Raw genomic sequence first — 22,300 nt, 5'->3', positions numbered from 1 at the left:
GCAGCGCTTCGACAGCAGTGGATGAATACGACCGCCGACGGCGCGGGTGTCGTGCGACGCCGTGCGTCGACATATCGCAAAGGAGACCGCAATGCTGCCGACCGACGTGCGTGAAACCACCGAGTACGAGGCCGTTCACAGGTATCTGCTGAGTTCGCACGAGCCGGCCTTCGGCCGGCCGGCCGGACTGACGGAGGCGCACACGTCACCCGACGGCCGCCGGATCGTGGTGACCGGCGCGGTGCTTGACGAGCTGGCCGGTGCGCCCCGCACCGCGGTCTACGCGGTCGAGGACGGCGAGCTGCGGTCGATCACCTCCGGTGAGGCGTCGGCGCGGTGCCCGCGCGTCTCGCCGGACGGCCGGACGCTGGCGTTCCTCTCGGACCGCGCCCAGCCGGGCCGGTTCCAGCTTCACCTTCTCCACGAAGGGCGCATGGGCGAGGCCGAAGCCGCACCCGCTGTTCCGGGAACGGTGGAGTACGCGCACTGGTCGCCGGACGGCACCCGGCTCCTGCTGGGCGTCGCGGGCCTCGGCGCCGACCTGTCCGGTGGTCAGGGTGCGAGAAAGAACGCGGCCGAGGACGACGGTCTGCCGGAGTGGCACCCGGCCGTCGACAGCGGGCCCGGCGAGGCCTCGTGGCGCAGCCTGTGGCTCTACACCGTGGCCTCCGGAGAGCTGTCCCGGGTCTCGCCGGAAGGGACGAACTGCTGGGAGGCCGGTTGGTGCGGCCCGTCCCGGCTGGCCGCCATCACCAGCGACGCGCCGTCGGAGGACGACTGGTACGGGGCGGTCCTCACTCTCATCGAGCTGGGCACGGGCGAGTGCCGCGAGCTGCTGCGCAGCGACGTCCAGCTCGGCTGGCCGGCCGGCTCGCCGGACGGGCGCCATGTCGCTGTCGTGGAAGCAGTGTGCAGCGACCGGTGGGTGATGGCCGGCGATCTCAGCGTGATCGACCTGCAGTCCGGCGCCAGGTCGGAGATCGACACGGCCGGGACCGATGTGACCTGCCTCCAGTGGCTGGACGCGACCCGGCTCGGCTACCTGGGCCAGCGCCGCCTCGACTCGGTGGCCGCGATCGCCGACGTCCCGCACGGCAAGGTGACCGAGGTGTTCAGCACCAGCCTTTCGTGCGGCGCCCTGTTCTACCCGGAGGGAACGTTCACCGCCGACGGCGGCGTGCTGGTCGTGCAGTCGGCGTACCGCCTGCCGCCGCGCCTCGCTCTCGTAGCGGCCGGGAGTGAGCGGATACTGGCCTCGATGTCGCATCCCGGCACCGACTTCCTGCTGTCGACCTGCGGCGACGCCGAGGCGGTGACCTGGAAGTCGCGCGACGGCCTGGAGATCGAAGGGATCCTGTGCACTCCGCCCGGCGACGGTCCGCACCCCTTGGTGGTCCATGTGCACGGCGGGCCGGTGTGGGCGTACCGCGACACGTGGTCCATGTACGCGCCGTACGTGCCGCTCCTGGTCTCGCGCGGCTACGCGGTCTTCCACCCCAACCCGCGAGGCAGCGGCGGACGCGGACAGGAGTTCGCCGGTGCCGTCGTCGGGGACATGGGCGGAGCGGACGCGCAGGACATCCTGTCGGGCATCGACGCGCTGGTCGTGCGGGGCCTGGCCGACCCGGACCGGATCGGGTTGATCGGCGCCAGCTACGGCGGTTTCATGTCGTCCTGGCTGGTCACGCAGGACCAGCGGTTCGCGGCCTCGGTGCCGACGGCCCCGGTGACCGACTGGTGCAGCCAGACATACACCAGCAACATCGGCGGCTGGGGCCTCGCGTTCCTGCGGGCGGACCTCGATGCTCCCGGTGGCGGGCCCGCCCAAGACCGCAGCCCCGTCCAGCACGCCGGCAAGGTCCGTACGCCATGCCTCAACGTCGCCGGTGCGAAGGACCTGTGCACACCAGCCGGTCAGGCCCAGGAGTTCCACCAGGCATTGCTCGCCCACGGCGTCGAGTCGGTACTCGCCGTCTACCCGCTCGAAGGACACGGTGTACGGACGTACCCGGCGCTGACCGACTACCTCACCCGGGTCGTGATGTGGTTCGACAGGCACATGCCGGCACGCGTCGACCAGTGAGGAGGGCGCGCGGTGTGTCGGCCGGGTCCGGGTCCGGGTTCGGGCCCGGCGCACGCGACCGGCAAGAAGGACGGCGGCACGGCGCCGTGGTGAGGCGCGCGCACCCTCGCGTGTGGCCGCGTCGGGCATGGACGGCCGGTGCGCAGGGCGGAAGGCTTCGATTCGCGGCACGACGCGTACACAGCGCCCGTCGGCCCGGTTGCTCTCCGGGCGTTCGACGACGACGGGAACCCGCACGAGAACCGGGCGTGCCACGACGGTCGGCCGTGCCACGACTGTAGGCCGGGGTTGTGGAGGCGGAGACCCCGGCCGGGGAACGGCACGCGGCGACGTGCTCGAAGGTTCAGCAACTCAGCTATGAATAGGGTGAGTTGACGAATCCTCCGATCCCCGGTCGGGGCGTGCTGTTGCAACGCAGTCCCACTGGAGTGCGGCCCGTCGACCGGGCCGCGCTCCACTTCACAGATGTGCTGTTGCCAGGCTTTCTGTGCGAGTCCTTCCGCGGTTTCTCGGGTTCTGCTGGTGATCCCGCTTTCGCGGGCGCCGGTCCACTCCTGGAACGGGCGGGCGGTGCCTACATGTCGGAGTCGGGTGAGACGACGTCCCAGGTTCCGAATCGGGTCAGGCCGGCTGATGCGGCCGCCGCCACCGAGGCGTGGTTGTCGAGCTGGCAGCGGTACTGCGGCTCGTGTTCCCGTGCGAGCGCGTGCCGGGAGATCGCGCGCACGAGGCGCCGGGCGTGGCCCTTGCCCCGGTACGGCGTGAGTGTCAGCACGCCGAGGTCCGCCAGCGGCGCGTCGTCCCACGGGTACATGCTCGCCACGCACACCAACTGCCCGTCTTCGAACGCCCCGTAGACCGCCCAGTGGTCCAGTTCGACGGATGCGTCGTCGAGATCCTGTTCCGACGCCGCTTCCTCGAACTGTCCGAACACGTCTGCGTCGGCCTCGGTGAGCGGGCGGATCGAGGGGTCGTCCGGTTCGCCGAGCAACGTCTCCCGGGCCTCGTCGGTGAAGTAGAACAGGTTGTCGGCCCCGTGCAGTGGGATGCCGGACTTTTCCAGCCGCTTCCGGAAGCCCGCTTCGTCGACCGGCTGCCCGCTTTCCAGGCCCACCGCCTCGGCGACCGCCGGGGTGAGCAGAACGCGCGTCTTCCCATCGGCCGTCGTGAGGATGGTGAGTCGTTCGTCCTCGTCGAGCGCGGCGTCGACAGTGACACTGAAGACGTCGTCCTCGTGGAGGAGCCGACTCGTCGGGGAGGGGGTCAGCCAGAAGTCGGTGATGGCGGAAGGGAACATGGCGGGTACTTTCTGCTCGTCGTGGTCGGGGGAGGTCAGAAGCGTTTGACGAGACTGACCGCACGGTCGGTGACGGTGAAGCCGAGGCTCTGGTACAGGCCGAGGGCGCCGGTGGGGCTTTCGGCGTCGACGTCGAGTACGGCGTGGTCGAGCCCCTCGGCCCGCAGCGCCCGCAGCACGTGGGCCAGCAGTGTGCGAGCCAGCCCCTGCCCCCGCGCCTCCCGCCGTACGCCGACGGCTGTGACGTAGCCGAACGGGCCGCCGCGCAGCGGCCACTCGTCCGGCGCCACGTCGACGAAGACGAACCCGACGACGCGTTCTCCACCGTGTGTGTCGGGGGCGACGGCGAGTACGGACAGGTCCGGGCGGAACGCTTCCAGGCGGTCACCGGAGGCCCATTCGGCGGCGGTGGTCGGCTGGCTGCCCCAGTGGTCGCGGAAGGCATCGTTCATCGCGGTCCTGGCACGCTCGTCCCACTCCGCGCTGTAGGGAACAAGCCGTACTCCTGGGACGGGCGGCTGTTCGGCGACCGGCGAGGCGAGGTCGCGTTCCAGTTCCAGCCACCACCGGGCGCGCTCGTAGCCGTGTGCTTCCAGGAGCCGGATCGCAGGGGTGGCGTGGTCCTGCGCGCTTGAGGCGAGCCACCCGGGCAGGGTGGCGTCGCTCGCCGCGAGATGCTGAAGTCCGCGGGCCTCCTGCCAGGCCAGCAGCGCTGTGCCGATGCCTTCGCGGCGGCGGTCCGGAACCACCGTTCCGTCGAGCTCCACCCAGACGATCGTCTCCTGGCTCGCCGGGGCCGTGGCCGAGCCGTAGGCGACGGCCCGCCCGGCGGTGTCGACGGCGATCACCGCGTCGCGCTCGGGGTCGAAGACCTCGCTCCTGAACTCCTCTTCCAGCTCGTCCCGCGTCACCAGCGAGCGCGGATGGTCGATCTTTCCGGCGGCATGCGCCAGGTCGAGGATCAGGTCGATGTCGGCGGCGGTGGCAGGTCTCCAGGTGAGCCCGTCACCGGCTGTGGGCAGCGCGATCGACGAGGGAGCGGTCACTCGATCGCGCAGTGCGCGGAGTTCGGGGCTGGGATGTGCGGTCCCACTCACGGGGGATCCTTTCTCGGCGCCGACAGCACCCATTCCAGGACTGCTGTGGCGGTGGGCTGAAGGAGAGCGGGCGGGGGCGCTCGCGTCCCGTGGGGGATCGCCTCAGCCGCAGCCAGTCTGTTCAGACTTCGCCCGCTGCTGGACCGATCGTATCGATTGAGAACTACGAAATGAACTGATTAAAGCTGTTCCCTGTGTGGTGATCCCGCGTTGGGTTGGCCATGGGGGCGGGGCGCGTTGTGTTGGATTGTTGCGGACGAGCTGTTGGGGATCGCGGGACCCCGATCCTGCCGTCGAGAGTGTGTTCGCGGGGTGGTGGGACGTACGACACGCTGCCCCATGCCCCATGCCCCATGCCCCATGCCGCAGTCCAGCCGCGAGAGTGACGGGAATGGGGATCGTGCTGAACGCTGAACGCTGAACGCTGAGCGGCTTGCGGCCTTCGGCGTCCACGATCGCGGGCGGGCAGTCGGAGCCCGCTGTGAGGCTCCGGCTCCCTCGGAACCGTGCGTGCCGCTCGTCGCGGCACACGGCTCGAACGGGCCGCGGGCGGGCCCGATCGGCGGACGGCGGCAAGAGCCGGCCTGCCGGCCACGAGGAACGTCATCACTGAGCGATGGCGAGTCCGAGTGAAGCGACGGCCATCGCGAGGTAGGCGCCCGGAAAGGCAATGTTGTGAAACACGCGGGCACGGAAGTGGGCGGCCATGGCGCCGACGAAGAACAGAACGAGGCCGAGAGCGGCGGCGATGCCGATGACCCGGAACCCCAGGAGTCCGGCGGCGAGCCCGACAGCCCCAGCAGCCTTCAGTGTGGCGAGTATCGGGAGCCAGGACCGCGGGAGATCCACTTCAGCCGAGTTGGCGAGGACGAACTCGGCCCTTGCGAAGTCTGCGGCGGCGATCCCGGCATTGGCCGCGATCGTGACGAGGGTGACGACCATGTAGGCAACAGACACGACATGCACCGTTCAGGAGAGGACGCGGTAGGCACCGAGGACATCGAACGGCTGCGGTGTCGCACCCGTCCCCACCGCCCACTTGGCCACGGTCGTTTGCAGCGGACGCGCCGCTTCGAGGCCGGGGAGAGGGTTCTCGACCCCCTCGTCGAGGTCCAACAGGGCAATGAATTCGGCACTGTCGGTCCGACGCAGGTACGCATACCGGATGCCTTCCGGCTGCTGCGCCTCCACCGCCGCGAAGGCGGCCTCGATCGCCTCGACGACCTCCGCGACACCTTCGTCGGCCACCTGGTAGCGAATCATCAGGACAGGCATGGCATCTCCCTCGTTTTCTGGCTTGGTGAGCTGCTGTTCGTGTGCTGAATTCACTCTCGGCGAGCGCCGGGGTTGCGTCCAATACCTGCATCTATAACCTGATGGCATGGATGTCGACACCCGGTTGTTGCGCTACTTCGCCGCTGTGGCGGAGGAAGGGAGTCTGACCCGGGCCGCAGAACGGCTGTACGTGTCCCAACCCGCGCTGACCAGACAGATCAAGCAGTTGGAGACCCAGCTCGGCGTGCCGTTGTTCACACGGTCCCGGGCCGGCATGGCCCTCACCGAACCGGGCCGGGCCCTGGTGGCGCGGGTGCCCGCGCTGCTGGCCGAATGGGACCGGGCGCTGCGGGAGACGAAGAGCACGGCCGGTCGAGCGGCCCGTGTGCTGAGGGTCGGATTCGTGGCCAGCGCCGCGAACGAATCCACCCAGCAGATCATCGCGATGTTCGCCCGCCGTCGGCCGGGCTGGAGGGTCGACATGCGGCAGGCCGCCTGGTCGAACCCGACCGCAGGACTCGCCGACGGAGATGTCGACGCCGCTCTGCTGCGGCTGCCCTTCCCGGGCCAGGACATTCTGCGAGTGGAGGTGCTGTTCACCGAGCCCCGCTGGGTCGCGCTTCCCACGGCGCACCCGTTCGCCACACGGGACCGGATCCCTTTCCGGGATCTGTGGGAGGAGCCGTTTGTGGCAGCCCCACCGGAAACGGGCTGGTGGCGGGAGTACTGGCTGGCCACCGACGAGCGCGAGGGCCACCCGGTCCGCATCGGCGCCGTCACCGACCAGCCCGACGACTGGCTCAGCGCGATCGCCAACGGCTACGGCATCGCCCTCACCCCCGAATCCTCCGCCCGTTTCTACGCCCGCCCCGGCATCACCTACCGGCCCGTCAGCGGCGTCAGCCCCAGCCGGGTCGGCATCGCCTGGGCGCCCGCCGACGACACCAACCCCGTCGTCCAGGACTTCGTCCGCTGCTGCCTGGACAGCGAACCACCCAGACCCGGCGGAACCGTCGCCTGATCCAATGCCGCGTCCGGCCCACCGGGCAGTCCGTCCGGCTCGCGGACTTCCACCGGCTCGGTTCCTGCAACCAACGGCGCAGGCACTCGGCTCTTGAGCACGGTGCGGTCGTTCCCGATCAGAGCCTCGGGGCCTTGCCCGTCGGTTCCGAACGGCAGACGGCGGTGTCGACCGGAACCCCGGAGGACGACAAGGGGAGCCGCATTCCGGGCTGCTACGATTTTCGGGTGTTCATTGTGATGTTCATCTGACGGTCCTGGGTCTCTCCCGCCCAGGTTCTGATCCGTTGAGGGTGCGGTCTTTCGTGCCCTCCGGACCTCGATCACGTCAGACTTCGGCGGCTGCGCACAGGACACCGGCCGCACATCACATCGGAGCTTCTCCATGCTCGCAGTGCTTCTCCTGCCTGGCGCGCTTCGCGCCTTCCTCCCCGCCCTGATCGCGCGGTCCGGTCTCGCGATGGGCGGTCTTGCTCTCCTCCTCGCTGTCCAAGGCAGTACGGGTTCGTACACGCAAGCCGGTTTCGCAACAGGGGCGTTCGGAATCGCCAATGTCGTCGCCGCCCCCTGGCGCGCCCGGGCCGTCGACCGATTCGGCCAGCGAATCGCGCTCACCACCATGGCGTCAGGCCAAGCATCAGGGTTCATCGCTCTCGCGCTCATCGCGGAAGCCGAGGGTGTTGCGGTTGTCTGGTTTCTCATTCTCAGCGCGGTGGTCGGGCTGACGGCACCACCCCTGGGGGCCGCGATGCGCATGATCTGGGCGTCGCTCACCACAGCCGGTGACCAGCGAACCAAGGCATTCAGCATCGACGCGGTGTGCGAAGAACTCCTCTTCGTCGGTGGTCCCGTCGTCATCACCGCGGTCATCGTGGTCAGTTCGCCCGGCATAGGGCTCTGGGTGACCGCGGCAGTGGTTTCCCTCGGCACTGCGGCGATGACGTCCAGCGCGCCGTCGGGAGCGCTTCGCGGCACAGGAGAGACTGCCGCGCGAGGTGATCGCCCGCTTCGCCGGCCGGGGTTCGCAAGGGTATTGATGGTCCTCCTGGGCGTGGGCGGTGTACTCGGCGTCGCGGAGATCGCAGCGCCGGCAGTCGCCGAGCAACACGACGCTGTCGCAGCTTCGGGCTGGATCCTGGCGGCCTTCGCCGGCGGAAGCGCTCTCGGAGGATTCCTCTACGGGCAGCTGAACCTCAAGTCAGGAGTCGGCAAGAGGCTGTTCGCCCTGTGCGTCGGCATGGGACTTGCCGCGGTGCTCGTGTCCCAGCTGGACACACTCGGTCTCTTCGCTGCGGGCCTCGCAGTCGTCGGCCTCTTCCTCGCTCCTTCTCTCATCACCGGGTACCTCATCGCCGACACCATCGTTCCGGAAACCAGCCGGACGGAGGCGTCGACATGGATCAACACCTCCGTAAACCTCGGCGCATCGCTGGCGTCCGCGGCAGCTGGAATCGTCATCGACACGTCTGGTGCGTGGTTCGCCCTCCTGCTCGTGGGAGCGATCGCTCTCGTTCTCGCCTCCGCTGTGCCGTTCACACGACTGCGCACGATCGAGTCGCCTGCGGTCCACGTTCCCGATCGTTGCGAGCACAGCTGATTCGGCACCCCTGCGTGCCGGAAGCGCGGCTCCTCGCCACTCAAGGACTCTCGACCCACTTGTGTCCGAGGGGCCGCGCGACCGCACATGGTCACAACAAAGTCGGGTGGTGCTGCGCAGTGTGGCTCACGGGGTCGTACCGCTCGGGCACATCCGCCAAGCGGACCCGGTCCGAACCCCGCCACCACCCCGTTGGGACGCACGGTGCGGTCGTCCGACCGCTTCCAGCGGGTCCGAACGGGCCCCTGCCGCCATCGTTGTCAGGCCGCCGAAGGCTGCCTGAGTCCTGCAACACGGCGTGACCACGAACCCACTCGTCCCACGGCCCGCGCCGCTGGGGCGGATCCGACGGGCGGATACGACGGGCGGGCCCGGCCTCGGGCCGGGCCGCGCCTTCTTCCTACCGCGTTTCTGCCGCCTTGAGCTGGTACAGCTCGGGCACGGAAACCTTGATCGGCTCTTGCGTGGTCCGCGCGATCACGACGACCACGGGCTCGTTGGGGTCGGGATTCTCCTCGCGATGCGGGACGAACGGGGGGACGAGCAGGAAGTCGCCGGGATCCGCGGTGATCCGTACCTCCTGCTCGCCGTCGTGGAAGACGAACACGGGGTGGCCGCTGACCACGTAGATCCCCGCCTCCGACTCGCCGTGGTGGTGGTTGTCCGTTGCGCTCGACGGCGGGTTCTCCACCCGGCCCATCCAGAGGTTCTTCGAGCCGACTGTGCCGCCGCTGATCGCGGTGTAGCCGTCCAACTCGCCGGATCGCACATGGTGGACGCGGTTCCCCAGCGGCGCGTTGCCGTCGCTGCTCGTTGCCGTCCCGACGCCTTCGTGGGTGGTCATCGTGTGGCCTCCTGATTGTCTTCGGTGGGCTTCGGCCGGGCACCAGACTGCGACCGTCGCGTCCAGGGTGGCAACCATCGTTGCCGTAATGGCAACACGTACCCATCCGGGGCGGCGGGCTCCGCCCGCAGCGGCGCGCAACGGCGGTCGTTGGGATGGCCGCCCCTCCGCGGCCTTCCGGCTTCGGAGGTCCTCGATCGGGCACTTGCGCACATCACCGCGCAGGGCCTCAGCCTTCCGGCGGGCCCTGTTCGGAAGGTGCTGGAGCCCTTCGGGGGGTGGCGGACAGCCGGTGTGTTCGGCGAGCTGCCGACCGTATTTCCGCGTCCCGGACCGAGCGGGCCAAGAGTGCGGTCCCGCGTCCGCCACCGCGGATCGACCCGGCCGGGCCGTCCCCCACCGGACCCGCCAACGACTCCAATTCGGCCGCTCACACGCCTACTTCAACAGGCCCCGCCGCACCCCGTACACCGAACTCCCTCAGCCCTGAGGCGGGCAGCCTGGTCTTCGGCGGCTGCCCGCCGACCGGGACGCGGCGGCGCTCGGGCCGGCCTGCATCACCCCGCGTGGCGGTGGTGGATCTGCGGATCCCCGTCCTTCTTGCGGCTGATCTCCACCAGCTTCGGATAGTCGACCGCGACCCCGTGCAGCAAGGTGTGCACAGCCTGCTCCACCTCGTCGTCGCTGGTGACGGCGTGGCCGAACAAGGCGCGGTAGTGGACCAGCGAGGCGAGCAGGTCGAGCAGCAGGTCCCGGTTGACGTCGTCGCGCAGGTCGCCGCGCGCGATGGCGGCGTCGAGGACCTGGCCGACGGCGATCCGGGGCGGGTCGAAGAGGGATGCCATGAACGTCTCGCGGCACTGCGGGTCGTCGCCGCAGTCGGCGAGCAGTGAGGCGAGAGCATCCGGTGGCATGCGCTGGAATGCGGCGACGTACAGCTTGATCGCGTCACTGAGGTCGCAGATCGTGCAGTCGGAGGCGGGGGCCCTGAGCCGGCCGAGGCGAGCGGTCAGGGCGTCGAGCACCAAGCTGGGCAGGGTGCTCCAGCGCCGGTAGACAGCAGGCTTCGTCGTACCGGCGCGCCGTGCCACGGCCTCGACGGTGAGCCGGGTGTACCCGACCTCGTCGAGGAGATCGAGCACCGCGTCGAGGATCGCCTGGTCGATGGCCGCGTCGCGCGGGCGGCCGCCTGGGGCCCGACCGCTGGGTGCATGTTTCGCTTCAGCCATTGCGCCAGCCTACGGCCCCGGGGACCAGCGGACGGGCAACCGGGAGAGGGCGACGGTGACGGGGGCCGGGGAGTTCGTCACCCAGGGCCGGACGACGAGATATCCGTGTTCCGAACCGGCGCGGCGCGCTCGGCCCCGTTCACAACACCGCCGTGTGGTGAACCACCCGCCGCCCGGACCCGTGGAAAACAAGTTGCTGGATGCGCGACGACGGGCCAGGGTGGTGCCGCCCAGCAGACCGTGAACGGAGACCCCCATGCGCCGACTCCTCGACTTGACCCAGCCCACCCACCGGACGGTCACCTTCGAGGACTTCGGCACCCATGCACATCTCACGCACCCTGAACATCGGCATTCTCGCGCACGTCGACGCAGGTAAGACGAGTCTGACCGAACGCCTGCTCTACAACACCGGCGCCATCGCCCACCTCGGCAGCGTCGACGCGGGCAGCACACAGACCGACACCGGGGCCACCGAACGCGAGCGCGGAATCACCATTCGCGCGGCGGTTGCCTCTTTCACCGTCGGCGGTACCCGGGTCAACCTGATCGACACTCCGGGCCACACGGACTTCGTGGCGGAGGTGGAGCGCGCTCTCGGTGTACTCGACGGCGCCGTCCTGGTGCTCTCCGCCGTGGAGGGTGTGCAGGCCCACACCCGCGTTCTGATGCGCGTCCTGCGGGCCATGGAACTGCCGACCCTGCTGTTCGTCAACAAGATCGACCGGTCTGGAGCCCGCTACGGGGAGCTGTTGGACGAGGTCCGCCGCCACCTGGCTCCGCGCGTGGTGGTTATGGCGGGCGTACGGGACCCCGGTACCCGCGACGCCCGGGTGCTGCCTGGCTCCTTGGCCGAGCCCGCCTTCCGCGACGCGCTGGGCGAGATTCTCGCCGAGTGCGACGACACACTGCTGCGCCACGTCGTGGACGGCCCCCCGCCGACCCCGGCGCAGTTGTGGGCCGGGCTCGTCGGCCAGACCGGACGGGGGCTGGTGCACCCGGTGTACTTCGGGTCGGCGCTGAGCGGGCAGGGGGTGGGGGACCTCATCGGCGGGATCACCGGTCTGCTGCCGTCCTCGATGCCGACGAGTGCCGGCAGCGACCCTGCGGGGACCGTTTTCGCCGTGGAGCGCGGTCAGAGCGGGGCGAAGACGGCCTTGGTGCGGCTGTTCTCCGGTGAGGTGGCGGTGCGGCAGCGAATCGCCCTGCACCGTCCGGGCGCAGAGGGGCCGGCCGGCGAGACGGTGGGCCAGGTCACCTCCCTCCAGGTCGTCGGCGGACAGGGCGAGGAGGCCGCCGGCCCTCTGACGGCGGGGAACATCGGCCGGATCGGCGGCCTGCCCGGCGTACGGGTCGGTGACCGGATCGGCCTGCGCGGCGGGGACACGGACAGAGCCCAGCCGTGGTTCCGCCACGCTTCGCTGGAGGCCGTGGTGCGTCCCGCAGAGGACGACCCCGCCGCGGCGGCACGGCTGGCGGCGGCCATGGCCCAACTGGCGGACCAGGACCCGCTGATCGGCGCTCGCGTCCAGCCCGACGGGGCGATCGCGGTACTGCTCCATGGTGAGATCCAGAAGGAAGTGCTCACGGAGACACTGGAACGGGACTTCGGGGTGTGTGCGGTGTTCTCGCCCAGTCACGTGGTGTGCCGTGCGCGGCCGTCGGGGGTCGGCGAGGCCTGCGAGGAGATCGGGCGGCGGGCCCCGAGTCCGGGCGGCTTCTGGGCGACGGTCGGCCTGCGCGTGGAGCCCGGCGGGCCGGGCGATGGAGTCGTCTTCGGTTACGAGACCGAACTCGGCGCTCTTCCGCGGGCCTTCCACTGCGCCATCGAGGAAACGGTGCACGCTTCGCTGCGCCAGGGGCCGCACGGCACGGAGGTCACCGACTGCCGGGTCACACTCGTCCGATCCGGCTTCGTCGGCCCGCTCAGTACCGCCGGCGACTTCCGCGGCGCCACCGAGCATGTACTGCGCCGCGCCCTGGAACGGGCCGGTACCCGGCTTCACGAACCCTACGAGGCCTACGAGGTGGAGACGCCTCTCGGCGACCTGTCGCCCGTGACGGCCTGCCTCGGTGCCTGCGGGGCGAGTGTCACCGAGACGGTGGGCGGCGCCGACACCTGGCTGCTGCGGGGGACGCTCCCGGCACGTGCCGTGCCGGAGGTTGCGCGCCGGCTGCCGGGCCTGACCCGCGGCGAAGGCGTGTGGTGGTCCCGGCCCTGCGGGGACCGTCCGGTGGACGGGCCCGGGGCCGGACAGGGCCATCCCGGTAGTCCCCGCCCGGACGCCGGGGAGTAGAGGGGCTCACCGGTAGGTTCCGGGTCCGCCGACGAGGGCGGCGAGGCCGTGTTCGGCGACGTGCGCAGCGACGGCGCCGACGCCGGGGCGACTGTGGGCGGTCAGGCACGGCACATGGCGAACCTGCGGCAGGTCGCCGTCTCGCCGCCCCAACCGGTGAACAGCCGGCCGATTGCCTCGGCACGCAGGAGATCATTCCCCGGCCGCGGCGCCGAGGTGCAGCGAACCTCGCCTCCATCCGGAGCGCAGATCGCTCGGGCAGAGCGACAGCGGTTCAGGAACCCCGAAGTCATGCCGGCAGGCGGTCGAGCCTCCGGCGAAGGAAGAACCCCTGGCCGCGAGCAGGTCCTCGCCACGGTCGGGGTGGGGCTCGCCGGATGCCGGGTATTAATGTTACGTTCCGGCTCGTAATAAATCTCTCGAAGGGGTAGTTCATGACCACCAGAAGCGAGGAGCCGACCGCGTCACCGTCACCAGCCGGATGGGGAGCACTGCTCGGCCGCGAACACGGGGCCGTCGCGGCGACGCTCGCGGCCGGAGTCGCGCTGCATGCCGTGAATGTCTACCTGGCGACCACCATCCTGCCGTCGGTCATCGCCGACATCGGCGGATCGAACCTGTACGCCTGGGCCACCACGATCTTCGTGTTCGCGTCCGTGCTCGGGTCGACGGCCGCGTCCGCCGTCCTCGGAGCCCGCGGCCCGCGCTCCAGCTACCGCCTCGCGGCACTGCTGCTCGCGGCCGGAACGGTGGTCTGCGCGCTCGCCCCGACGATGCCCGTCCTGCTGGCCGGACGCCTCGTCCAGGGCATGGGAGGCGGCCTGCTCTTCGCCCTCTCCTACGCCATGGTCCGCATCACGCTGCGCGAGGCACTGTGGCCACGGGCCATGGCGCTCGTCTCCGCCATGTGGGGTGTCGCGACGCTCGTCGGTCCCGCCCTCGGCGGCGTCTGTGCCCAACTCGGTGTCTGGCGCGGCGCGTTCTGGGTGCTTCTGCCGTTCCTGCTCTTCTTCGCCTTCTGGGGCGCGGTGCGACTGCCCGAGGCAGCGGCGGGGGAGTCGGCCCCGCGCATTCCCTGGGCGAGCGTGAGCCTGCTCGGCCTGGCCGTGCTGCTCATCTCCGCAGCCGGCATCTCGTCCCGGCTCGCCGTCAACGCCGCCGGTCTCCTGGTGGCCGCACTGCTCCTGGTCGCCTGGCTGCGACGTGAGCGGCGTACGACGCTCCGGCTCGTCCCGGCCACCGCATTCGGCCCGGACGCGCGGCTGCGGCTCGTCTACGTCACCATGGCGCTGCTGGTGTTCTCCAGTACCGTCGAGGTCTACGTGCCCTACTTCGCGCAGCGGCTTCAAGGGCTCGGGCCGCTGGCGGCCGGGTATGTGGGCGCTGTCCTGGCGGCGGGCTGGACGCTCGGCTCGATCGCGTGCAGCGGGATGCAGCACCGCAGAGGGCTGATCATCGGCGCCGGTCCAGTCTTCTCACTGATCGGGCTCGTCGGGCTCTTCTTTGCCGGACCGGTGCACTCGGGCGGGGTCGCGACCGTCGTGGCAGTGAGCGCCGGGCTGCTCCTGCTGGGCTGGGGCATCGGCATGGCGTGGCCCCATCTGCTCACCCGGGTCCTTCAGTTGACGCCGGAGGAGGACCAGGACCTTGCCGGTTCCTCGGTCACGACGATCCAGCTCACCGCGACCGCCATCGGATCGGCGCTCGCAGGGATGGTCGCCAACGTGATCGGATTCTCCGACGGCGCCGACGTCACCGACCTGCAGAGCACGGCACGCTGGATGTTCGGCCTGTTCGTGCTCGCACCGTTGGCCGCTGTGGCGACGGCGCGGCGCGCCCGCCGTTGAGGTTCGCCTCCGGAGCCGTCTCACCGGCGGGGCAACGAAACGGAGCGGGCGGTCAACCGCTTCGAAGCGGACGGTCGGCCGGCTCGAGAACAAGGACTTCGGGGTCGTGGCCACGAAGTGCGACGAACGAGCCCACGTCCTCCGCGGCGCCGGCGCCGCCGCCTCGGTCCGACTGCGGCTGTGCCCGTGGGCGACTTGAGGGAACTCGCAAGCGGCCGACGAGCGGTTCGCGGCGGAAGCGGCACTCCGCAGGAGCGGGCCGTGCCCTGCCGGTCCTCGGGCCGACGAGGCGGGCGCTGTTGCCCGTTCGTCCGTCGATGTTGCCCGTTCCTCCGTCGATCCTCCGTCGATGAACGGAATCAGCTGGTCGTCGGCGAAGCCCACGGCGGCTTTCATGGTCCGGCACGAGGTGCGGTGGAGGGTGTGTGGTCATCGCACCCGCCTTCATCTACGATATTCCATGGATTAATGGAGGATGTCATGGCGGAAACCACCACCCCGCGCTCGAAGGCGCAGCTCTACGACGCGTTCGCGGTCAGTGGCAAGGCCCTGGCCAGCGGAAAACGTCTGGAGCTGCTCGACCTGCTCGCCCAGGGCGAGCGGACTGTGGACGCCCTGGCGCAGGCGGCCGGGTTGAACCTGACGACAGCGTCGGCGCACCTGCAGACCCTCAAGCGTGCCGGGTTCGTCGCGACCCGCCGGGAGGGGGTGCGCATCCACTACCGGCTCGCCGGGGACGACGTCGCGCAACTGTTCGCGCTGCTTCGCAAGGTCGCAGAGAACCACCAGGCCGCCGTGGCCGCTGCCCGTGACGCCTACCTCGGCGAGGGCGGCGCCATGGAGATGACCCGCGAGGAGCTGCGTGCCTCTGTGGCCGCGGGCGACGCGCTGGTGCTGGATGTGCGGCCGACGGAGGAGTACCTGGCCGGTCACATCCCCGGTGCCGTCTCCATCCCGGTCGACGAGCTCGCCGACCGTATCAACGAACTGCCCGAGGACATCGAGATCGTCGTGTACTGCCGAGGCGAGTACTGCGTCCTCGCCTACGACGGGGTCCGCCTGCTGACCGACCGCGGGCGGCGCGCGGTCCGCCTCGATGACGGCATGCTCGAATGGCGCCTGGCCGAAATGCCCGTCGACGCCGGGGACCTGGCGTGAGCGGTCCCTCCCCGGACACGCGTCCGGGGCTCGCTGACGGGACGGTGTACCTGGACGGCAACGCCACCATGCCCGTCGACCCACGGGTGACCGCAGCGATGCAGCCGTACCTGAGCGACGACTTCCTCGGCAATCCATCCCGCAGCAATGCGTATGCCGGCCGTCCGAGTCAGTCCCTCCCCGCATCTCGTGCGCAGGTCGCCGCGCTGACCGGGGAGACGGTGCTCGCGCTGGTGACGGCTGCCGACAACGAAACCGGTGCCCTCCAGCCGATCACTGAACTCGCCGCCCCGGCAAGCGGTCGCGACGCACCGTCGCGCTGCGATGCCGTCCTGGCCACCGGAAAGCTCCTCCCTGGAAGCCCAGGTGTCGGGTGTGGACCTGCTGGCTGTGGTTGGGCACAAGATGTACGTTCCCGAGGCCGCTGCCGCCCTCTTCGTACGCGAGCCGGCGTGCCTGGAGCCGGTGGTCCACGGCGGAGAGAAGAAACACGGCCTGCGCGTCGGCACTGAGAGCGCCGCCCTGGCCATCTCCCCTGCCATCGCCCCGGGCCATCGCTCTGGGCGCCGCCGCCCAACTCGCCGCCGAGGAACGCGCTGACGGACGGGCCGAACGGGTCGCGCAACGGCGCGACCTACTCAACCGGCGCCCGGAGAACATGCTGCCCGGCCGTGTCCAGATCAACGGCCCCGCCAAGAAGCGCCTGTCGAACACGTGGGACATCAGCATCGACACATCGGCGTCGATGGCGCCCTGGGACACGAACTCCTCACCACCACCCACCACCCACCACCCGCCACGGCCTCGACCTCGCCGACCTTGCCGAGCGCGGCGTCGCCGACAGCGTGATCCGTCTGCCCGTCTGTCCGTCTGTCCGTCTGTCCGTCGGCCTGTCTGTCCGTCTGCCCGTCTCTCCGTCTGTCCGTCTGCCTGTCGGCCTTGAAGAAGCCGACGACCTCATCGGAGACCTCGCCCAGCCCTCGACGCCCGCCCCCGCTCGGCCCTGTCCCGCCCCCGCTCGGTCCTGTCCCGCCCCCGCTCGGTCCTGTCCCGCCCCTGCCGGCGGGCGGGACAGGACCGGTGAACACACCGCCTTCCGACCGAAAGAGCACACCGTGAACCGAAAGAGCACACCGTGACGAGCACCGCCCCAACCGCGACCACCGGCATGTCCCCGCAGCCCGAAGCCCAGCGCCGCATCCTCGCCGTCCTGGCCACGTCCCAGGCCTTCAGCGGGGCCGGGCTCGCGGCCGGCGTCACCATCGGTGCACTGCTCGCGCAGGACATGCTCGGCTCCACCGACCTCGCGGGTCTGCCCAGCGCCCTGTTCACCGCAGGCTCCGCCCTCGCCGCCGTCGCCGTCGGCCGCATATCCCAGTCCCGAGGCCGCCGCCCCGGCCTGGCCGCCGGGTACCTCACCGGCGCCATAGGCAGTGCCGGAGTCGTCGCGGCCGCCGTCGCCGACAACCCCGTCCTGCTGTTCGTCGCCCTGTTCGTCTACGGTGCGGGCACCGCCACCAACCTCCAGGCCCGCTACGCCGGAGCCGACCTCGCCGCACCCGCCCACCGTGCCCGCGCCGTGTCCACCGTCCTGGTCGCCACCACCCTCGGCGGCGTCGTCGGCCCCAACCTCGCCGCCCCCACCGGCAACCTCGCCGACACACTCGGCATCCCCACGCTCGCCGGTCCCTTCCTCCTCGCGGGAGCCGCCTACGCGCTGGCCGCCCTCGTCCTGGTCATCTGGTTGCGCCCCGACCCCCTGCTGCTCGCCCGCAGCCTCGACCTGCAGCAGCAGGCGACAGCCGCCGCGGCGAAGACAGCGGACGACACCGAGCCCACCCCGGCACACAAGCGCGGTCCCGGGCTGATGCTGGGTGCGCTGACCACGATCCTCACCCAGCTCGTCATGGTCGCCATCATGACGATGACCCCGGTCCACATGCACGACCACGGCCACAGCACCGCCGCCTCCGGCCTCGTCATCGCCATCCACATCGGTGCCATGTACCTGCCCTCGCCCCTGACCGGCTGGCTGGTCGACCGCTACGGCCGCATCGCCATCGCCGCCGCCTCCGGGATCATCCTTCTGGCCTCCGGGATCACCGCCGCCGCAGCGCCCGCCGACTCCGTCGCCCTGCTCGCTCTTGCGCTCGCCCTGCTCGGTCTGGGCTGGAACTTCGGCCTGATCTCCGGCACCGCGATGATCACCGACGCCGTGCCGCTCGCCACCCGGGCCAAGACGCAGGGCATGGTCGACGTCGCCATCGCCATCGCCGGCGCCACCGGCGGCCTCGCCTCCGGCATCGTCGTCTCCGCCACCAGCTACCCCGTCCTCGCCCTCACCGGCGGCATCCTCTCCCTCGCCATCCTCCCCGCCATCGCCGCCACCGCGAGCAGCCGGTGAACCAGCCCGCTCCGCCCTCCGAAGGCGACCTCACCGTGGACGGCACCGGCCCGCTGGGCGCTATTCCCGGCTGAGCCTGCGCAAGCAGATCGGGGGGCGCCTTGCCGGGCGCCCCCGTCCATGTCATCGCCACCGCTTCGGCTGCCCCGTTCGACCTGCCCGCCCGGTGCCACACGGCCGGGGCGGGGCGGCATCAGGGGAGCCCGCCGCTCGCCTCATCAACTGCGCCGACGCGACTTCCGTCTCGTCGGCCTCGAACACACCGTCGCCGCAGTCTCTCTCGGACTGCAGCCGTGATCTGCGTCGAGACCGCCGCAGCCCGGCATCCGCCTCCCCGAAGGACGGCTTCGCCGCGTAGACCCTGTGCCGCTCGCGCGCGGGCCCGGGGCAGGCGACGCCGGACCGCACACAAGTGAGCCGTGCGTCCCTCGCTGCCGTCCGGGGCCGAGATTTCGCCGGCACGAGCTCTACCAGGAGCAGCAGCGCCCGGCTTCACGCGTACCGGCCGAGGTGGTACACACTGCCTTCACCGAGCGCGAACTCCGGTCGGGCCAGGCCCCGTTCCCGCCACCATGCCAGGCCGATCGCCACCGTCCCGATCAGGCACCGATCAGGCACCGATCAGGCACCGATCAGTGTGAGCGGGAAGACCGCGGCGGCCCGTCCGGCCGTACGGGGGACAGCCCTCGGCGCCGGCCGAACCACAGCAACAGGGGCACAGCCGGCGGAAGGTGATCGGGCCGATCCGTGTTGGCGCCGCTCCGCTTCTTCCGCGGGCGCCCTCAACCGAGCAAGGCGGTGGCCGCGTTGACGAGTTCCGCGTCGGCGGCCTCGGTGCGGTGGGCCGCGATGCCGGAACGGAAGAGCGCCGCTCCTTCGATCAACACGGTGAAAACGTTCGCCCGTGCCTGGCAAACAGTGTCGGAGAGGGCGGGGTTGCGGGCGCGGAGGAACCTGGCCACATGGTCCTGGTAATCGCCGTAGAAGGTGCGCAGGACCTCCGCGACGGCTTCCTCACGGCCTGCCAGTGCCCACAACTCGGCGTAGACCCTCACCAGTTGCTTGTCATCGTGCTCGGCCAGAAGCTGACGGACCAATCGCTCCGCGTCCGGCGGAGTGTGCGTGGCCGCGTCGGCGAACAACGGGGCCAGCCTGTCGAGTGAACGATCCAGGGTGCGGCGCAGGACGGCGGCGATCAACTCCGTGCGGGAGGGGAAGTAGTACTGCACGTGCCCCAGGCGCGTATCCGCTGTGACCGCCACTGCCCGCATGGTCAGTTCGCCGTACCCGGACTCGAAGAGGATCTTCTCGGCGGCGTTCAGGATCAGAGCGCGCCGCTGGGCACCCTTCGTCGTGGTGGCGGTGCGCTTCTCCTGTTCCGGGGACGGGTCGTTCATGCCGCCCTGCCCTCGCCGGGTTCGTCCCGCACGGCCCTGCGCACAACAAGGTCGACGCCCTGCGCGGCGAGGTCCGACGGCACGCTTTGGGGGCTCGGGAGCTGTTCGGGGAAGACCACGCCGCTCGGTGCGGGGGCGCCGTCCTCGCCGCGTACCCGGCGCAGCCCCATCAGGGCGCCCAGGGCTGTCAGATGGGCCTGCCCAGCCGGATCGGTCACGGTCGCGGAGAGGGTGTCGCCCCCGTGGGTGACGTCGACGCGGAGCTGAGCCGTGCCGCCCTCGCCGGGGGCGTACAGCAATCCGCGGCGGGCACCGGTGAAGCGCTCGCCACGGCCCCAGCGGAAGAACCCGAGCCGCTTGGCGGCCAGCAGGGCCGCCGTGGACGCGGGTGAGCTGAAGCCGATCCGGGTGGTCGCGGTCTTGGCCGCGAGGGTGAGGGGAAGGGTGAACTGCTCGGGTGTGTCGATCCTGGCGACCCGGGTGAGCGCCTCCCCGATACGTACCTGGCCGACGTCGCTCAGCGGCATGACCGTGCGCCGCTGCCCGTCCTGCGTCACCTCGTAGTCCAGTCCGAGGCGGTCCATGAATTCCACCGAGTCCGCGCCCGCCCGGTCTCCGAGGTCCCAGCGGATCGCCACGTCGACCGTGTCCATGCCGCCGAGCCGGTCGCGGAGAGAGGCGGCGACGAGGCTGGTCACACCTCCCATCCACGCGGAGGACAGCAGTACCGGTGCGGTCGGGCCTGCCAGCGCCGCGACGGTGGCCGCGCGCTGCAACCGCGCGGTCCAGCGGGTGATGTCCACGAACGGCACCCCGCCCCTGATCGCGGCGCGCAGCACCCGGTCGTCCGGATCGTTGACCACCGTGACAATCGCGCTGGCCCCAGCCCGGAACGGTGCCGGGTCCGCCAGGTCCCAGGTGCGCAGTTCCGCGCCCGTCTCATCCGCCAGCCGCTGTCCGCGCTGCACGTTCCGCCCCGTCAGTACCAACGGCCACGAGGGGGCCGCCATCCGTGCGAGCTCCGCGCCCACCGTGCCGTATCCGCCGACCAGGAGTACTGGTCCGTCGGCGTCAAAGACGAGTTCGTCGTTCATGACACCCAATATAGGTCAGGTGACCAAAAAATGTCGCGGGGGGGTGTGTGATGTCGACCGCGACCGATCGACCGTGGCTGGTAACGCGCACCTCCTCAGGCGTGGCGGCGGTAGCGGGCTGTGCGGACAGTGGCGGCCACGAGAGGGAAGGCGTCGGTGCGGCCGGGGTTCCCCGCGCGGCTGCCCGCGCAACATCGCAGGGGTGCGCGGGCCGGTCCCCGACGTGTTGCTGCGGAGAGACAGCGGCACCCCGGGGCGGGTTCAGGCGCGGCGGCCGGCCCGACCATGAGCGGGTGGTGGCCGAACGGCCTTTTCCAGGTTCGCGGTGGCGTCCTGCCTGTCCATGTGCGCGATCACCAGCACCCCGTAAAGAACCACCAGCACCCCGTCGAGATCGACGGCCGCCCGGCTGCCGCTGTCGGGGCGGCAGTACCGGCCAGGGCCCAGACGTGTTCGCGGACACGGGCGTGGGCCCGGCGGATCACGGGTCGGCGCGTGCTTCCCGCTGCTCGCGGGCGTGTTGCCCAGGGGAGAGGCGGTCGGGCCGCAGGCCACCGGCCCGAACGCACCCGGTTCGGCCCTCAGTGGGGCGACATCGGCCGGGCAGCCCCCGCCCCAAGCAACCGCCCATTGCCGCATCGAGCACGATCTTGCCCGGATCGTGCACAGCCCCCCGCTCGCACCATGGCGCCGACGGCGCCGCCGATATCGCGCTGTCCAGCCCGGACTTGTGGACCGCCTCCATCGGCAGTACGGCTCCGGCCCGAGAACCCACTCCGTGGCCACGCCCTCGACACGGACACAGGGGTACGGCTCGGCTCAGCGCACGCGGTGGCCGCGCGCCGACGTTCGACAAGACCGTCTCCCGCGAGCGCCGCGCAGTCGAATGCGGCATGAATTGCCTCAAGAGCCACCGGGCGGTGACCACCCGGTATGACGAGCTCGCCGCCCGCTACGAAGCGACCGTTCTCGGCGCGGCCATCAACGAGTGGCTGTGACCAACTGTCATGCGCAACCTGCCAGGACGGTGCGTGAGCGTCAGGCATTCATGTCGGCTCGGTCGGACTCACTGCGCAGAACGCAGAATTCGTTACCTTCAGGATCGGCAAGGATTGCCCAGCCTGAACCATCAGGATTCCGGTGATCGGCGACAAAGGTGGCACCGAGACCCAGCAGCCGGTCCACCTCCTGATCGCGCGAGGTCTCAGGGCGCAGACACAGATGGATCCGGTTCTTGATCGTCTTACCCTCGGGCACCTGGTTGAAGTACAACACCGGGCCCTCCGCCAGCAGTACCTGAGTCTCCCGGGAGTCCGGTCCGTCCTCCGGATGCAGCGGCCGGCCGGTCACACTGCTCCAGAACCGAGCAAGCTCGTAGGCATCCGCACAGTCAATCGCCACGTTCTGCAATACCGAGACCATGCGTGCGAGCCTTCCTGATCTCCAGGCCGAACGCCACCGGGTTGCGCTCATTCCTCGCGCACGCAGCTCAGGCTCCTGACAGCACTTCAGGTACACGGCCCAGCTGTATTGATCAGGCCGTCGACAACGCTCGTGATCAATGCACCTAGTAGGGCTTTGTTACGTCTCTGGGCAAGGGGCCTTTCTGGTGGTTTCCTGATGGTATGAGGGTGGATGAACTCGCCGTGTGTCGGGGCCGG

General features: G+C 70.4%; 16 protein-coding genes. 7 read left to right on the top strand and 9 right to left on the bottom strand.

All coding sequences use genetic code 11. The annotated features are described in order from the left end of the window. Window positions 1–91: 91 nt before the first annotated feature. Complete coding sequence (locus ACFVT1_RS39375; protein WP_389805191.1) at window positions 92–2,083, top strand: prolyl oligopeptidase family serine peptidase; 1,992 nt, start codon at window positions 92–94, stop codon at window positions 2,081–2,083. A gap of 574 nt (window positions 2,084–2,657) precedes the next feature. On the opposite strand, the gene ACFVT1_RS39370 is transcribed toward ACFVT1_RS39375, so the two are convergent. The 4 genes from ACFVT1_RS39370 to ACFVT1_RS39355 all read right to left on the bottom strand — a co-directional run bounded on the left by ACFVT1_RS39370 (window position 2,658) and on the right by ACFVT1_RS39355 (window position 5,752). Further along, on the bottom strand, window positions 2,658–3,380 hold the full coding sequence (locus ACFVT1_RS39370) for a GNAT family N-acetyltransferase (RefSeq protein WP_389805188.1): 723 nt from the start codon (window positions 3,378–3,380) through the stop codon (window positions 2,658–2,660). A 35-nt stretch (window positions 3,381–3,415) separates the two neighbouring features. Continuing rightward, window positions 3,416–4,477 (bottom strand): GNAT family N-acetyltransferase, encoded by a 1,062-nt coding sequence (locus ACFVT1_RS39365; RefSeq protein WP_389805185.1) that lies wholly within the window; start codon window positions 4,475–4,477, stop codon window positions 3,416–3,418. Between the two features lie 606 nt (window positions 4,478–5,083). Beyond that, window positions 5,084–5,434, bottom strand: coding sequence for a DoxX family protein (locus ACFVT1_RS39360; protein ID WP_389805182.1), 351 nt, complete (start codon window positions 5,432–5,434; stop codon window positions 5,084–5,086). A gap of 12 nt (window positions 5,435–5,446) precedes the next feature. Continuing rightward, window positions 5,447–5,752, bottom strand: coding sequence for a hypothetical protein (locus tag ACFVT1_RS39355; RefSeq protein ID WP_389805179.1), 306 nt, complete (start codon window positions 5,750–5,752; stop codon window positions 5,447–5,449). Between the two features lie 106 nt (window positions 5,753–5,858). On the opposite strand from ACFVT1_RS39355, the gene ACFVT1_RS39350 reads away from it, so the two are divergent. Beyond that, a complete protein-coding gene (locus ACFVT1_RS39350; protein WP_389805177.1) occupies window positions 5,859–6,773 on the top strand; it encodes a LysR family transcriptional regulator in 915 nt (304 codons plus the stop codon). Between the two features lie 384 nt (window positions 6,774–7,157). Continuing rightward, a complete protein-coding gene (locus ACFVT1_RS39345; protein WP_389805174.1) occupies window positions 7,158–8,369 on the top strand; it encodes an MFS transporter in 1,212 nt (403 codons plus the stop codon). Window positions 8,370–8,769: 400 nt separating this feature from the next. On the opposite strand, the gene ACFVT1_RS39340 is transcribed toward ACFVT1_RS39345, so the two are convergent. Together ACFVT1_RS39340 and ACFVT1_RS39335 are read right to left on the bottom strand one after the other, a co-directional pair. Next, window positions 8,770–9,213, bottom strand: a complete 444-nt coding sequence (locus ACFVT1_RS39340; RefSeq protein ID WP_389805172.1) for a cupin domain-containing protein — start codon at window positions 9,211–9,213, stop codon at window positions 8,770–8,772. A gap of 557 nt (window positions 9,214–9,770) precedes the next feature. Further along, entirely contained in the window at window positions 9,771–10,442 is a 672-nt protein-coding gene (locus ACFVT1_RS39335; RefSeq protein WP_389805169.1) for a TetR/AcrR family transcriptional regulator, read from the bottom strand. A gap of 323 nt (window positions 10,443–10,765) precedes the next feature. Here ACFVT1_RS39335 and ACFVT1_RS39330 point away from each other — a divergent pair, with 323 nt between their 5' ends. The 4 genes from ACFVT1_RS39330 (at window position 10,766) to ACFVT1_RS39315 (ending at window position 18,148) form a co-directional block, all read left to right on the top strand. Continuing rightward, window positions 10,766–12,739 (top strand): GTP-binding protein, encoded by a 1,974-nt coding sequence (locus ACFVT1_RS39330; RefSeq protein WP_389805166.1) that lies wholly within the window; start codon window positions 10,766–10,768, stop codon window positions 12,737–12,739. A gap of 434 nt (window positions 12,740–13,173) precedes the next feature. Continuing rightward, entirely contained in the window at window positions 13,174–14,586 is a 1,413-nt protein-coding gene (locus tag ACFVT1_RS39325) for an MFS transporter (protein WP_389805163.1), read from the top strand. Window positions 14,587–15,066: 480 nt separating this feature from the next. Further along, the gene (locus ACFVT1_RS39320; protein WP_389805161.1) at window positions 15,067–15,744 is read left to right on the top strand and encodes an ArsR/SmtB family transcription factor; all 678 of its coding nucleotides are present in this window, start codon (window positions 15,067–15,069) and stop codon (window positions 15,742–15,744) included. A gap of 1,135 nt (window positions 15,745–16,879) precedes the next feature. Next, window positions 16,880–18,148, top strand: a complete 1,269-nt coding sequence (locus ACFVT1_RS39315; RefSeq protein ID WP_389805158.1) for an MFS transporter — start codon at window positions 16,880–16,882, stop codon at window positions 18,146–18,148. Between the two features lie 782 nt (window positions 18,149–18,930). On the opposite strand, the gene ACFVT1_RS39310 is transcribed toward ACFVT1_RS39315, so the two are convergent. From ACFVT1_RS39310 to ACFVT1_RS39300, 3 genes are all read right to left on the bottom strand, one after another. Continuing rightward, window positions 18,931–19,545 carry a TetR/AcrR family transcriptional regulator gene (locus tag ACFVT1_RS39310; protein WP_389805157.1) on the bottom strand — a complete coding sequence of 205 codons (615 nt, stop codon included), beginning with the start codon at window positions 19,543–19,545 and terminating at the stop codon, window positions 18,931–18,933. Then, window positions 19,542–20,639, bottom strand: coding sequence for a saccharopine dehydrogenase (locus ACFVT1_RS39305; protein WP_389805156.1), 1,098 nt, complete (start codon window positions 20,637–20,639; stop codon window positions 19,542–19,544). Before ACFVT1_RS39305 ends, ACFVT1_RS39310 begins: the two co-directional genes overlap by 4 nt. A gap of 1,038 nt (window positions 20,640–21,677) precedes the next feature. Beyond that, window positions 21,678–22,061, bottom strand: coding sequence for a VOC family protein (locus ACFVT1_RS39300; protein WP_389805153.1), 384 nt, complete (start codon window positions 22,059–22,061; stop codon window positions 21,678–21,680). Window positions 22,062–22,300: the final 239 nt, after the last annotated feature.

Source organism: Streptomyces sp. NPDC057963, from assembly GCF_042887155.1.
Taxonomy (GTDB): domain Bacteria; phylum Actinomycetota; class Actinomycetes; order Streptomycetales; family Streptomycetaceae; genus Streptomyces.
Note: the sequence above shows the minus strand (reverse complement) of the source record. Positions and strands in the feature narration are given on the sequence as shown.